Here is a 13752-nt window from a genome sequence, read left to right as displayed (position 1 = left end):
TGTCGCGGCCGATCACCGGGGGCATGCGCAAGTGGATCGCCGCGGCTGTGGTCGCCTCCGCCCTCACGACCCCGGTTCCGGCGTACGCCGCCGAGCCGCAGGGCCGCTACATCGTCACGCTGAAGGACGGTGCCCCGGGTTTCTCGGCGCACGGTCTCGGCTCCGGCCGCCTGCTGCGTGACTTCCGCGGCTTCCCCGGCTTCGTCGCGGAGCTGACCGCCGCTCAGGCTCACCGGCTCGCCGCCGACCCGTCCGTGCGGTACGTCGAACCGGACCGGAAGGTCGCGCTCACCGCCACGCAGAAGAACCCGGTGTGGGGCCTGGACCGGGTGGATCAGCGCGGAAAGACGCTCTCCAAGAGTTACCGGCCGTCCGCTGACGGCGACGCGGTGCACGCCTATGTGATCGACACCGGGATCCGTACCGGTCACCAGCAGTTCGCCGGCCGGGCCCGGCACGGCTACGACTTCGTCGGCGGGGACACGGACGCGAGCGACTGCAACGGGCACGGTACGCACGTGGCCGGCACCATCGGCGGGTCGGCGTACGGCGTGGCCAAGAAGGTGAAGCTGGTCGCGGTCCGGGTGCTGGACTGCGCGGGCGAGGGCTGGGTGTCCGACATCATCGACGGCATCGACTGGGTGACCGGGAACGCGGTCCACCCGGCGGTGGCCAACATGAGCCTGGGCGGCGGGTACAGCCCGGCGCTCGACGCCGCAGTGCGGGACTCGATCGCCAGCGGGATCACCTACGTGGTCGCGGGCGGCAACGAGAACTCGAACGTCTCGCTGAGCAGCCCGGCGGATGTGCCGGCGGCGGTCACCGTGGCAGCGACCGACAGCCGGGACCGGCGCGCGTCGTTCTCCAACTACGGCAAGGGCGTGGACCTGTTCGCGCCGGGCGTGGACATCACATCGGCCACCGCGGCGAGCAACACGGCCACCGCCCGGTACAGCGGCACGTCGATGGCGGCGCCGCACGTGGCGGGTGCGGCCGCGCTGATCCTGGACGCCTACCCGGCCTGGACCCCGGCGCAGGTGCAGGCGAGGCTGATCGCGGACTCCACCAAGGACAGGGTGACCGACCGGGCCGGCTCCCCGAACCGGCTGCTGTTCGTCCCGGCGCCGCCCAAGGCCCCGGTGATCGCGACCTCCCAGACGGCGACCGCCGAGGTGGGCCGGCCGTACTCGGCACGCCTGGCGCTGACCACGGGGCGTCGCGGCTCCTGGCGGATCGACGCCGGGACCCTGCCGGCCGGGCTGTCGCTGTCCTCGTCCGGTGTGCTCTCCGGCACCGCGGCGAAGCCGGGCCGCTACACGGTGACGGTGCGCTTCACCGACTACGTGCCGCAGGTGGTCACCAAGCGGGTGGTGATCCCGGTGGTGGCCTCCACCCCGGTGATCGAGACCGGGTCGCTGCCCGGCACGGCCGTCGAGGAGGCGTACGAGCAGCAGCTCACGGTCGCCGACGGGCGGGACGGGTCCTGGTCGCTGGTCGCCGGGGCACTTCCGGACGGACTGGAGCTCGGCGGGTCCGGCCTGATCTCCGGCATTGCGGCCACGGCCGGCGAGTTCACCTTCACGGTGCGTTTCACCGATGCCTGGGGCCAGTCGGCGACCAGGAGCTACACCCTGACCGTCAGCTGACGTGACGGTCCGCGGCCGCGCTCGTCACCAGTCGAGCGCGGCCGCGTACTTCTGCGCGATCGCGCCGGAGTCGGGCAGGTCGGACTCCAGCACCGGCAGGCCCGGCCGGACCACGATGGCGCCGAGCTCGACCAGCAGCTGACGCAGCAGGGCCTCGGCAGCCGCGGCCTGCGGTGCGACACCGGCGGTCACCACCGGGACGGCGAGTTTGCCGGCCAGTGCGTTGGCCGGCAGCTGGTCGAGCAGCACCTTGAGCACGCCGGTGTAACTGCCCTTGTAGGTGGGCGTGGCCACGACCAGCAGGTTGGCCTCGGTGAGGACCGCGACGGCGGCCTTGGTCGCCTCGTCGCCGGGCGTGAGCAGGCCGGGGCCGAGTGACCCGGCCTCGACGACGTGCGGTTGCGGTGACCCGAGCTGCCCGGCGATCGCCTCACCGACCGCTACGGCCAGCGTCGACGTCCGTGATCCGGCCCGCGGGTTGCCGGAGACCACCACGATTCCCGTCATTGTGATGTGACCTTTCTACGTCGGTGAGAGCGCCGGAGTGATCCGGGCGGCCGGTGGAGCCGCCGCGTGGTCGTCGTGGAGGACACCGGTCTCGGGCGAGGCCGGAGCGAGGCTGCTGGGGACCGGCCATGGCAGGAAATCCTAGTTACTCGATAGGGAATTGTCACCAGGGTGGATATGATGCCTGCCACTGCCTATCAAGCAGATAGGAATAGTATCCTTGCCTCACTCATCGTGAAGGAGTCGCACATGTCCGCTCTCGCCGTCGCCCATCCGCACTCCACGTACCCCCGCCCGGTCCTGCTACGGCCGGTGCCCGACCCGCCGCCGGAGCATCATGTGGAGGATGACCAGCCGGTCACCGTGACGATCAGCATCGCGGGCGGTGCCGGTGGCCGGGAGCGTGTGCTCGCCGCGCTGCGCGAACTGGTGGACGCCGCCGGCGCATCGGCCGCGGTGGAGCTGGACGGCGCAGCGGCGGCGGGGTCCACGGAGAACGCCGGGGAGATCCGTCTCGACCCGCGCGCCCGGACCGCGTTCCGGGGCGGCGGGCTGCTCGAGCTCAGCCGGCTGGAGTACGACCTGCTGCTCTTCCTGGCCCGCCACCCGCGTCAGGTGTTCAGCCGATCGCAGCTGCTCACCCACGTATGGGGTCACCGGCACACCACCAACCGCACGGTCGACGTGCACGTGAGCCGTCTGCGGACCAAACTCGGCGACCCGGAGCTGATCACCACGGTGTACGGCCTCGGTTACCGGCTCGCCGATGATGCCGTGATCGTCATCGACGAGCGGTAGGTGAGCGGTCCCCGTGTGTCGATGTAGCCGCCGCGCCGGCCGGTGACCCGAGGTCACCGGCCGGTTGCGTTTTATTTGGATTCATCCCGAACGGGTAATAGGTTCACGATATGGCTACGGTGTTCTTCCTGGTCATCCCTCTGTTGATCAATAGATGGTGATCGTTCACACATCTTGCCAGGGGATTGAGGAATTTAAATACTTGCGAGCACGCGGTGCGTCGAAGCGGGCGTACCACCACCTACCCGTTCCCCCTGGGAGGAAACGTGCTCAACCCGAAGCTTCGCCGACCGATCGTCGGCCTGGCCATGGGCCTGCTCGTCGGAAGCGGACTCGCCGCCACCCCCGCGGCGGCCGCCCCGATCGCGCCCGCCGACCTGACCACCCTCGCCGCCAGCCTCGATACCCGTCTGGGTGTCCGTGATGCCGGCTCCTATCTCGACTCCGCCGGCAAGCTCGTCGTCAACGTGACCGACGCCGCGACCGCCGCCGAGGTGAAGGCCGCCGGCGCCACCCCGCGCTACGTGACGCGCAGCGGTGCCACGCTGGCCGCGGCCGACGAGAGCCTGAAGGTCAACCTGAAGACCCCGGGCACCGCGTTCGCCGTCGACCCGGTCACCAACCAGGTCATCGTCTCCGTCGACGAGAGCGTCACCGGCGCCAAGCTCGCCGCCGTCAAGGCCACCGTCGCCAAGCTCGGCGACACCGCCCGCGTGGAGAGCATCCCCGGCAAGCTCAGCCTGCGGATCTCCGGTGGCGACGCCATCTACTCCGGCGGCGGCCGCTGCTCGCTCGGCTTCAACGTGCGCAACAGCGCCGGCACCAACTTCTTCCTCACCGCCGGCCACTGCACCCGGGGCACCTCGTCCTGGAACAACGGCTCGGTGACCCTCGGCACCACCGCCGGCACCAGCTTCCCCGGCAACGACTACGGCATCGTCCGCTACACCAACACGACGATCACCAAGACCGGTGGCGTCGGTACCTCGGTCGACATCACCCGGGCCGCCACCCCGGCAGTCAACGCGACCGTCACCCGTCGTGGCTCCACCACCGGCACCCGCTCCGGCCGGGTCACCGCGCTCAACAGCACGGTGAACTACGCCGAGGGCTCGGTCTCCGGCCTCATCCGCACCACCGTCTGCGCCCAGCCGGGCGACAGCGGCGGCTCGCTCTACTCGGGCACCACCGCGCACGGCCTGACCTCGGGCGGTAGCGGCAACTGCACGAGCGGCGGCGTGACCTACTTCCAGCCGGTCGTCGAGGCCCTCAGCGCGTACGGCGTCTCGGTCTTCTGATCCCCTCGGCCCGGTGGCCGGGGCACACCGCGTGTGCTCCGGCTGACCGGACCGGCCCGGCACGGACACCCGCCCCCGGTCACTTGATCGGGGGCGGGTGCGCTGTATCACAATTCATGGATGACCACAGTGAACAACAGCCGCAAGGTGCACCGCGGCGCCGGAACGCCGGGCTGCCCGGTAGCGCACGGGGACGACGGGGTCTGGCGGATTCAGGACTACGCCACCGCGCGGCTGTTCCTGCGGCACACCGACACCCGCCAGGCCGGGCTCGGTATCGAGAACGCACTTCGCCACCAGGGCCGGATGCGACTGCCGATGCTGTACCGGGACGGGCCCGAACACCGTGAGCAGCGACGGCAGACGGCACGGTACTTCACCCCGAAACGGGTCGAGTCCGCATACCAGGACCTGATGCACCGGCTCGCCGACAAACAGTGCGAGGTGCTGCGCAGGCGCGGCGCGGCCGATCTCTCGGCACTCTCCTTCCAGCTGGCGGTCGCGGTCGCCGCCGAGGTCGTCGGCCTCACCGAGAGCCCGCCCGGCATGCCGCACCGGCTCGACCGGTTCTTCCGCATCCCCGATCCGGACGCCCGTGGACTGGCGGCGGCCCGGCAGAAGGCCTTCAACAACTACGTCCTGCTGTCGTTCCTCTGGCGTGACGTGCGCCCGGCCGTCGCGGCCCGGCGGCGGCAGCGGCGCGACGACCTGATCTCGCACCTCATCGACGAGGGCTGCACCACCGCCGAGATCCTCGGCGAGTGCGTCACGTTCGCGGCCGCCGGGATGGTCACCACCCGCGAGTTCATCACGGTCGCCGCCTGGCATCTGCTCACCGACGAGACACTGCGCGAGCGGTACGCCGCCGGCGCCCCGCCGGAACGCGTGGCGATCCTGCACGAGATCCTGCGCCTCGAACCGGTCGTCGGCGACCTGCTCCGGCACACCACCGCCGACGTCGAGGTCGGCGACGTGACCATCCCCAGCGGTGCCCGGGTGGACGTCGCCGTGGCCGCGGCCAATCTGGACCGCAGCGAGACCGGCGACCAGCCGGGCGCGGTGTGCCCCGGCCGGCCGGTCGGGCCCGGCCTCTCCTTCGGCGACGGCGCGCACCGGTGTCCCGGCGCCCACATCGCGATCCAGGAGACCGACATCTTCCTCAGCAAACTGTTCGCCATGCCCGGACTGCGGATGATCCAGGAACCGAGGGTGACGATCCGCCCGGACATCGCCTCCTACGAACTGAAGGGCATGATCCTGGCCGTCTGATCAGGGCTGGTCGTGCACCCGCTCCTCGCCGCGGCGGCGCAGCATCTTCAGGCCCGGCAGCCCGGCGATGGCCAGGTGCAGATCCTCGGTCACCTCGAGCAGCTTGTGCAGATCCGGGCCGACCTGGTCGAGCTTGCCGAGCAGCGGCATCACGTCGTGCACGAGGTGCCGCTGCAGGGCGGGCAACTCGTCGATCATCCGGATCGCCGCGGTCACCTCGGCGGGGGTGAGCTCGGACACGAAGCGGGCGGCGAGCGGGGCGGCGCTGCGCAGGGTGGGGGAGAAGTCCCCGACCATGACGTCGACCTCGTCGGCGACCTTGGCGGCCCGCGTCGTGATGGCGGTGACGTCACCCACCGCGGTGGCCGCGTCACCGACGACCACGCCGGCGGCCTCCGCCGTGAGCGACACCCGGCGGATCAGGTCACCGGCGGCCGTCGCGACGGTGGCGGCCTCCTCGACGGCGAGAGTGGCGGTGGTCGCGGTCGCCCGGATGTCGGCGACCGCCGCCTCGGCCGAGGTGGCCACCAGCGTCACCCGCTTGATCAGCTCCTCGACCTGTGCGACGGCCAGAGTGATCCGGTTGAGCAGCAACTCCGTCTGGCCGATCAGGGCGACCGCACGGACCGGGACGGTCGCCGCGGTGGCCGCCGTCTCGATCACCCGGCCCGCTGCCGACGCGGTCAGCTGGATGACGCCGGACACGAAAGAGAACATGTGCCCATTGTGCGCTGTTACCGCACCCGCCACCCGGTGACGGACCGTACCGGTGACGGAGCGGAACGTCGAAAGTCGGGAATACACGGGATTCCGATGAGCCATCCGGCGGCCGGACACGGCAGTATGCATGGGTGCTTCGTACCCGGAACCTCATCGTGACGGTGGCCGCGCTCGGCATCCTGGGCGGCTCGGTCCTGGTGGCCAAGGGCCTCCTGGCCGACGGAGACTCCGGCGGGACCGGCGGCGGCGCCCTGGCCGGAGCCTTCCGGGACACTCCCACCGCCTCACCCACACCGACCGGGCCGACCCCCGAGGAACTGGCTGCCATCGAACGGGCCAAGCGGGTCAAGGCGCTGGACGCGGCGATCAAGAAGTACGCGGCCGGCAAACCCGAGTTCTCCGTGGCCGTCCTCGACCGGACGACCGGTGAGACCTGGTCCTACCGAGGCGACGAGAAGTACGAGACCGCCAGCGTGGTCAAGGTGCAGGTGCTCGCCTGCCTGCTGCTCACCGCCCAGGACGACGGTCGCAAGCTGACCGGCGGCGAGAAGTCGCTGGCCGACAAGATGATCCGGTACAGCGACAACGCCGCGACCACGTCGCTGTACGGCAAGGTGGGCCGGATCGGCGGGCTGACCGCCTGCAACAAGCGGCTGGGTCTCACCCAGACCAAGGTCAGCAGCTCCTGGGGCCTGACGCGGACGACCGTGAAGGATCAGGTCAAGCTGCTCTCCCAGCTGGTCGACGACAAGAGCGAACTGACCGAGGCCTCCCGGGCGTACGCCCACAAGCTGATGAGCACCGTCGCCCCCGACCAGGACTGGGGCGTCCCGGCCGTGGCCAAGGAGGGTGAGGACGCCACCGTCAAGAACGGCTGGCTCCAGCGCTCCACCGAGAGCAATCTGTGGATCATCAACACGGTCGGTCAGATCACCGACGACGACACCGACGTCTCGATCGCGGTCCTGTCGCACACCAACAAGACGATGCCGAACGGGATCTCCCTGGTGGAGAAGGCCGCGAAGCTCACCCGGACGCACCTCAAGTACTGAGCAGGCCCGGCATCCGGCCACGCCAGCCGTCCAGGATCCGTTCCGGATCGGCGGAGAGCACCCCGTCCAGCAGCGTCGCGTAGATGTCGCGGAAGTCGACGGTGAACTTCAGATCGCCGTCGTCGAGATCGGTCAGGCTCGGCGGCTCGCCGTGCATGCCGCCCCGTACCCCGTCGCCGAGCAGGAACATGTCCGACGCCGTGCCGTGATCGGTGCCGTCCGAGGCGTTGGCCCGCACCCGGCGGCCGAACTCCGAGTACACCGCGATCACCACACCCCGGCCGGCCATCCGGTCGGCGAAGGCGGTCAGCGGCTTGTCCAGCCTGGCCAGCAGCGAGCGCTGCTGCTCCTTGCCGTCGGCGTGCAGATCGAACCCGCCCAGCGACACCGAGTAGACCCGGGTCGCCGCGCCTGCCTCGACGCATCTGGCGACGAGGGCGAGCTGCTGATCCAGCGGCGGGGCGGCGCCACCGGTCGCGGTCGCCCCTGGAGTGTCGCCCTCGTCGGTCTCCTCGTCCTCGGCCGCGCCCTCGGCGACCTGTCTCATCAGGTCCTGGACGCGCATCAGGTCGGCGAAGCAGGCCGCGGCGCGGGCCAGGGCGGGCGGCTCGCCGGGGACCGGCGTACCGAGCCCGGCTACCAGTTCCGGGGAGACACCGCCGGGCAGCGACACCACACCGCCGGGAACCGTGGCCCCGGCGCTCGTGGCCCCGGCCAGCAGCGGCGGCAGGACCGGCTCGAACGACACCGCGAGCCGCGGGTCGCCGCCCACGGTGTCGAGCCAGCGGCCGAGCCAGCCGGTGACGCCGGGCCGTCCGGGCTGCGCGGTCTGCCAGATGTCCATCGACTGGAAGTGGCTGCGGTTCGGCTTCGGATAGCCCGCCCCACGGACGACGGCCAGCCCACCGTCCCGGTACCGCCGGTGCAGCCCGGCCAGGCCGGGGTTCAGTCCGATGCCGTTTCCCAGGTCGAGGACCTCCTCCGGTGCGTAGGCCAGGTCCGGGCGGGCCGATCGGTACGCCGCATCCGCGTACGGCACCACGGTGTTCAGCCCGTCGTTGCCGCCGTAGAGGGTGACCAGCACGAGGATCCGTGCCGCCGGGTCACGGTCCGCGGCGGTGCCCAGGATGTCGCGCAGGCCGTAGGCGGTGCCGCCGGCAAGCGCTGCTCCGGTGACGCCGCCGGCGACCAGGAAACGGCGCCGGGTGATGGTGTCCATTGCTTCGTCGTCCTCACTGGATGGCGTACTCGGGGCTGGCCAGACCGGCTGCCAGCAGTTGCCGCGGGTTCCTGATCGCCCGCAGCGCGGCCGCGGTCCGGTTGGACCAGCCGTCGATGACGAGCATCCCGGCCAGTGCGTCGAGCCGGTCGTCACCGGTCAGCCGGTCGGCGGCGGCCGGGGCCAGCGCCGCGAGCCGCTGCCCGGCGCGCAGCCGGGTCAGCGCCGACGACGTGGTCAGCCAGGACACGCCGATCGGCCAGCCACCGACCGACGGCGGCCGCAGCGGGACCTGACCCAGCGAGCGCAGGATGTTCAGCAGCTGCCGCTGGTCGGCGGACGCCAGGCCGGCGACCGGCACGCCGAGCTGCCGTACCGCGCCCACCAGCCATTCGACCGGCTGTTTCACCAGGGTCCCACCGGTGGCGTCGAACGCCGGGTCCCGGCAGAGCGCGGTCAGCAGGGCGGTGGTGTCCCGGCCGGCCGCGGCGATCCCGGGCGGTGGGACGGTGTCCGGCGAGGCGTACCGCTCCCACAGCCGTCGTGCCAGGAAGGGCACATGAGCCTCGTGCCGGACCAGGGCGCCGGCGAACGAGTCCACGTCCAGCGTCCCGGTCCGGCCGAACAGGGTGACCGCCCGGCCGTCATGGCGACCGGGCGCGAGCCGGACGTTGCCGGTCACCCGATCGACCTGCCAGCCGGTGAGAACCCGGGCGGCCGCCTTGACGTCGTCCTCGGTGTAGGCGCCCGCCCCGAGGGTGAACAGTTCCATGACCTCGCGGGCCAGGTTCTCGTTCGGTGCCTTGCGGGTGTTCTTCTGCCCGTCCAGCCAGAGGATCAGTGCCGGGTCACGCAGCATCGCCCGGACCAGAGGGCCGGTGTCGCCATGGCCGTACCGGCGGAAGGTCTGTTGCTGCGTGAACATCAGCTGGGCGGATCGCACCTTGCGGGCGCTGGTGGCCCAGTGGCCGTGCCAGAAGAAGGTCAGTTTCTCGGCGGCGCCGCCCGCGGCCATCCGCCCCAGCCACCACCGGGTCAGCTCGGCCACCTGGTCGGCCTGCTCCCGCCGGGCCTTCTGCCGCTGCTCGCGGGTCGCGTCCGGACCGAGCCGGCTGAGCGGGTCCGGGCCCAGATCCGGTGGCGGCGCGGGCGCGGCGGGACGAAGCAGCGACACAAGGGTGGCCTCGTGGCCGGCTCGCGCTGCGTCGTCCACCTCTGCGGCGGTCGGTCCGAAGGTGAGCCGGCGGAGCAGGTGGGCCGTCCGGCGGCGATCGGTCATGCCGTGGAACGTAGAGCGTCGATGTAAGGGAGAGGTAAGGACGGGGTGCGGACCAGGTTCACGACGTGGTCGCGCCGGCCGCCCGCCTCTTCGAGAACCAGGTGATCGCCTGGTTGACCAGCAGGATCAGCACCACGGCAGCGGCCACGCCCTGCCACGGCTCGACGAAGAACGAACCACTCACCAGGCCGATCGTGGCGTACACCACCGACCACAGGGCACAGGCGGGCAGGTTGGCGACCACGAACGTGCGCCATCCGATCCCGGCGAACGCGGCCGCCAGCAGCACCGGCACCCGGCCGCCCGGGATCAGCCGGGACACCAGCAGCACCTGCACCCGGTGCGCCCGCAACCGCTCCTGCACGCCGGCGAGATGGTGCTCGTCGCGCAGCCAGCGCAGCCGGCGGGCCATCTTCTCGCCGCCGAGCCGGCACATCGCGTACATCACCAGATCGCCGGCGTAAGCTCCGGCCGCTCCGGCCGCCACCACCAGCCCGATGGTGTACGGGTGCTCATGGAACGCGAACGCCGCGGCCGCACTGACCGCCGCCCCGGTAGGGACGATCGGCACGACGGCACCGAACGCGACCACCAGGAACAGCCAGCCGCAGGCGCTGAGGGTGTCGGTCACGCAGCCTGCTCGAGGCCGAGGGTCTCCCCGTGCGCGAGCACCCGGACCCGGCTGTCCGGTGCGGCCCGGGCCGCGAACTCGGCGAAGCGGGCGCCCGGCTCGTCGAACATGTGCCGCCGCACCCGGCCCATCCCCATCGGCCACAGGGTGCCGTAGTGCACCGGCACCGCCCAGGAGGCCCTCACCCGGCGCAGCGCCTCGGCGCCGTCCCGGGCGTCCAGGTGCCCGTGCGCCCCGAGCGTCGGCCCCCAGCCGCCGACCGGGATCAGCGCCAGATCCAGCGGGCCCAGGCCGGACATCCCGTCGAACAGGCCGGTGTCACCCGCATACCACGTCCGGGCGGCACCCTCGGTCACGAAGCCGATGGCGTCGGCCCGGTCGCGCGACCACGGGCCGCGGCTGCCGTCGTGCCGGGCCGGGACGGCGTGGACGCGGACCCCGCCGACGTCGGTCTCGTCACCCGGGCCCAGCTCGACGCAACGGCCGGCGGCCTCCGGCATGGCGCGTACGGCGAAGGCCGCGGCGCCGCGCGGCACGATCAGCAGCGGCTCACCGGGAACCGTGCGCAGCGATGCCACGTGGAAATGGTCGGCGTGCAGGTGGGAGAGCAGGATCGCGTCCGGCGCGCCCGGCAGTCGCGGTGGCGGGCCGGCCATCCGCCGCAGGTGGGCGAGCCGCCCGGTGAGCACCGGATCGGTCAGCAGGGTGACGCCGGAGTCGGCGAGCCACACGGTGCTGTGACCCCACCACGTGACCTCGGTCGCGCTCACCTTCGCACGGTACCCAGTCGCCGCAGGGCCAAGCCGCACGCGCGGGCGAAGGTGTGCTGGAAGGCGACGGCGAACGGCCCGGTCACCCGCATCAGCGTCCCGGCCGGGCGGCTGAACGCGGTGACCGTGAACCACACCCGGTCGTGCTCGTCGCGTTCGACCAGGAACGCCTCCTCGCCGGTCGCCGGATGGCCGGGGCGGGTGCCGTACGCGAAACCGATCCGATCCGGCTCCTCGACGGCCCACACCACCTCGCACGGGGCCCGCAGCGGCCCCAGCCCGACGGTGAGCAGCACGCCGGGTGCGGCCCGCCCGGCGTCCGCGGTGATCCGGACGCCGATGGCCCGGTGCATCCGGAAGCTGAGAACCGCCTCACCGGCGCGGGCGAGCACGTCCTCGCCGCTGCCGAGTACGGTCCGGTGACGCAGGTGCCGGTAGCCGTCCGGGAAACGCCCGGTACGGGTGAAACCGACATGCGGATAGGTAACTTCGGTCACCCGGACAAGTGTGCCCTTCTTCCGGTACCGGGTGGTGGTCGAGTCGCCGCCGTGACATGACTCCGGCACACTGAGCCACGTGACTGGACCCCACTCCGCCGTCGTGGTGAACCCCACCAAGGTGGCCGATCTCGATCACCTGCGCCGTACCGTGCACGAGGGTCTCACGCGGGCCGGCTGGCCCGACCCCAAGTGGTACGAGACCACGCCGGACGATCCGGGCCGCGGTCAGGCCAAGCAGGCCGTGGCCGACGGCGCGGAGCTGGTCTTCGCGTGCGGTGGCGACGGCACCGTGACCGCGGTCGTCACCGCTCTGGCCGGCTCGGACGTGGCGCTGGCCGTGCTGCCCGCCGGCACCGGCAACCTGCTCGCCGCGAACCTGGGGCTCGGCACCGACCCGGCCACCGGTCTCGAGGTGGCGCTCGAGGGTGGCCGCCGGCGCATCGACGTCGGCGTGATCGACGACCGGTGCTTCGTGGTGATGGCCGGGATGGGCTTCGACGCGCAGATGCTCGAGGACACCTCCGAGAAGGCGAAGAAGCACATCGGCTGGCTGGCGTACCTCCACGGCGGTGCGAAACACCTGCTGGACCGGCCGATGCGGGTCCGGATCCGGCTGGACGGCGGCCCGCCGATGCCGCGCCGGCCGGCCGCCGTGATCGTCGGGAACGTGGGCCGCCTGCAGGGCGGGGTGCGGCTGCTGAAGCGGGCCGAACCGGACGACGGCCGGCTCAACGTCGCTATCCTCAGCCCCACCAACCTGGCCCACTGGGCGGCCCTGGCCTGGGCCGTGGTGCGCCGCCGGGACCGGGTGCCGCTGATGGAGACCTATACCGCATCGCGGGTTGAGATTTACAGCAACCGGGCACAGGCGCGTCAGCTCGACGGCGACAACATCGCCCCGGGCAAGGTCATGAAAATCCACGTCCGGCCGAAGGCCCTGCTGCTCTGCGTGCCGCAGCCGGACGCCGACCCGGACCTGGCGAACGACGCCCGCGCGGCGGCCCGCCGTGCCGAGCCGGTGCGGGAAGCGGCTGAGGAGAAGGCTTGAGCAGTACCGAACCGGTCCCCGAGACCCGGATGATGCCGGGCGACAAACTGTCCGCCGACGACGCCTTCGTGGCGTTGCGGCACTACGGGCGCTGGCCGCTGCTGCACGACGCGTTCGTCCGGTTCCGCTACGGCGACGGGTTCAGTCACTCGCGGGCGTTCGCCTTCCAGCTGTGCCTCGCGATCGTGCCCTTCCTGATCGCCCTCTCCGGTCTCGCCACCGATCTGGGTGTGGAGGACGGCGGCCAGGTCGTGGCGGACACCGTCATCGCGCTCACCCCGGGAGCGAGCGAGTCGCTGGTCACCGAGCTGTTGAGGGACAACGACCGGACCGAGGAGGCCGGCGAACTGGCCCTGGCCCTCGGTCTGATCACCGGCCTGTTCGCGCTGACCAGCGCCATGGCGCAGATCGAGCGGGGCGCCAACCGCATCTACGGTGTCGAGCGCGACCGCCCGGCTCTGCACAAGTACCTGCGTGCCGCGGTGCTGGCGGTGATCGCCGGGCTGCCCGCACTGTTCGGGTTCCTGCTGCTGGTAGCCGGCCGGGCCGCCGGTAACTCGGCGCAGCGCCACTTCGAGCTGAGTCACGACCTGCGGGTGGCGTGGGATGTGGTCCGGTGGCCGCTGAGCCTGCTGCTGATCGTCTTCGCGGTCGGCCTGCTGTTCCGGCACTCGGTACGCCGCAACCAGCCCGCGCTGACCTGGCTGCTGTTCGGCGCGGTGGTATCCACCGTGCTGTGGTGGCTGGCGAGCCTGCTGCTGGCCGGTTACATCCGATTCAGTGACGGTTTCGGCGCCACGTACGGCTCGCTCACCGCGATGATGGCGCTGCTGCTCTGGGCGAACCTGACCGGGATCGCGCTCTTCCTCGGCCTGGCCTTCGCCGCCCAGCTGGAGGCCCGCCGGGTGGGCGTGCAGCGGCCGGCGCTGGAGGACGTCTGGGAACCGGACGTACCCGCCCAGCGGGAGCCCGGTGTATCCGTGGAGCCGTCCGGGTAAGAACGGCGCACCCCCGA

The 13752-nt window shown here is 71.7% G+C and carries 14 protein-coding genes; 7 read left to right on the top strand and 7 right to left on the bottom strand.

All coding sequences use genetic code 11. The features are described from left to right. Window positions 1-23: 23 nt before the first annotated feature. Window positions 24-1646 (top strand): S8 family peptidase, encoded by a 1623-nt coding sequence (locus tag AB0G04_RS36685; protein WP_360992733.1) that lies wholly within the window; start codon window positions 24-26, stop codon window positions 1644-1646. Window positions 1647-1670: 24 nt separating this feature from the next. Here the strand turns inward: AB0G04_RS36685 and AB0G04_RS36680 are convergent, their stop codons facing one another. Then, a complete protein-coding gene (locus tag AB0G04_RS36680; RefSeq protein ID WP_360992730.1) occupies window positions 1671-2153 on the bottom strand; it encodes an NAD(P)H-dependent oxidoreductase in 483 nt (160 codons plus the stop codon). A 249-nt stretch (window positions 2154-2402) separates the two neighbouring features. Here AB0G04_RS36680 and AB0G04_RS36675 point away from each other — a divergent pair, with 249 nt between their 5' ends. The 3 genes from AB0G04_RS36675 (at window position 2403) to AB0G04_RS36665 (ending at window position 5518) form a co-directional block, all read left to right on the top strand. Beyond that, the gene (locus AB0G04_RS36675; protein WP_360992727.1) at window positions 2403-2951 is read left to right on the top strand and encodes a winged helix-turn-helix domain-containing protein; all 549 of its coding nucleotides are present in this window, start codon (window positions 2403-2405) and stop codon (window positions 2949-2951) included. A gap of 266 nt (window positions 2952-3217) precedes the next feature. Beyond that, the gene (locus tag AB0G04_RS36670) at window positions 3218-4249 is read left to right on the top strand and encodes a S1 family peptidase (protein ID WP_360992724.1); all 1032 of its coding nucleotides are present in this window, start codon (window positions 3218-3220) and stop codon (window positions 4247-4249) included. 120 nt (window positions 4250-4369) lie between these two features. Beyond that, entirely contained in the window at window positions 4370-5518 is a 1149-nt protein-coding gene (locus AB0G04_RS36665; RefSeq protein ID WP_360992721.1) for a cytochrome P450, read from the top strand. Here the strand turns inward: AB0G04_RS36665 and AB0G04_RS36660 are convergent, their stop codons facing one another. Next, on the bottom strand, window positions 5519-6235 hold the full coding sequence (locus AB0G04_RS36660; RefSeq protein ID WP_360992718.1) for a hypothetical protein: 717 nt from the start codon (window positions 6233-6235) through the stop codon (window positions 5519-5521). Between the two features lie 134 nt (window positions 6236-6369). Between AB0G04_RS36660 and AB0G04_RS36655 the strand changes: the two genes are divergently transcribed. Further along, window positions 6370-7290: a serine hydrolase gene (locus AB0G04_RS36655; protein WP_360992715.1), complete on the top strand. Its 921-nt coding sequence runs from the start codon at window positions 6370-6372 to the stop codon at window positions 7288-7290. Here the strand turns inward: AB0G04_RS36655 and AB0G04_RS36650 are convergent. The 5 genes from AB0G04_RS36650 to AB0G04_RS36630 are packed head-to-tail and all read right to left on the bottom strand — an operon-like array spanning window position 7280 to window position 11686. Further along, entirely contained in the window at window positions 7280-8509 is a 1230-nt protein-coding gene (locus AB0G04_RS36650; RefSeq protein ID WP_360992712.1) for a DUF1501 domain-containing protein, read from the bottom strand. The genes AB0G04_RS36655 and AB0G04_RS36650 overlap by 11 nt on opposite strands. Window positions 8510-8522: 13 nt before the next feature. Further along, window positions 8523-9788 carry a DUF1800 domain-containing protein gene (locus AB0G04_RS36645; protein ID WP_360992709.1) on the bottom strand — a complete coding sequence of 422 codons (1266 nt, stop codon included), beginning with the start codon at window positions 9786-9788 and terminating at the stop codon, window positions 8523-8525. 58 nt (window positions 9789-9846) lie between these two features. After that, window positions 9847-10419 (bottom strand): VTT domain-containing protein, encoded by a 573-nt coding sequence (locus AB0G04_RS36640; RefSeq protein WP_360992707.1) that lies wholly within the window; start codon window positions 10417-10419, stop codon window positions 9847-9849. Next, the gene (locus tag AB0G04_RS36635; protein ID WP_360992704.1) at window positions 10416-11189 is read right to left on the bottom strand and encodes an MBL fold metallo-hydrolase; all 774 of its coding nucleotides are present in this window, start codon (window positions 11187-11189) and stop codon (window positions 10416-10418) included. Before AB0G04_RS36635 ends, AB0G04_RS36640 begins: the two co-directional genes overlap by 4 nt. After that, window positions 11186-11686, bottom strand: coding sequence for a DUF1990 domain-containing protein (locus tag AB0G04_RS36630; protein ID WP_360992701.1), 501 nt, complete (start codon window positions 11684-11686; stop codon window positions 11186-11188). Before AB0G04_RS36630 ends, AB0G04_RS36635 begins: the two co-directional genes overlap by 4 nt. 79 nt (window positions 11687-11765) lie before the next feature. Between AB0G04_RS36630 and AB0G04_RS36625 the strand changes: the two genes are divergently transcribed. Together AB0G04_RS36625 and AB0G04_RS36620 are read left to right on the top strand one after the other, a co-directional pair. After that, window positions 11766-12737: a diacylglycerol kinase family protein gene (locus AB0G04_RS36625; protein ID WP_360992698.1), complete on the top strand. Its 972-nt coding sequence runs from the start codon at window positions 11766-11768 to the stop codon at window positions 12735-12737. Then, window positions 12734-13735, top strand: a complete 1002-nt coding sequence (locus tag AB0G04_RS36620; protein WP_360992695.1) for a YihY/virulence factor BrkB family protein — start codon at window positions 12734-12736, stop codon at window positions 13733-13735. The genes AB0G04_RS36625 and AB0G04_RS36620 overlap by 4 nt, the downstream gene beginning before the upstream one ends. Window positions 13736-13752 lie beyond the last annotated feature (17 nt).

It is taken from the genome of Actinoplanes sp. NPDC023801, assembly GCF_040639655.1.
Classification (GTDB): Bacteria; Actinomycetota; Actinomycetes; order Mycobacteriales; family Micromonosporaceae; genus Actinoplanes.
This window is presented reverse-complemented; position numbering and strand designations above follow the sequence as displayed.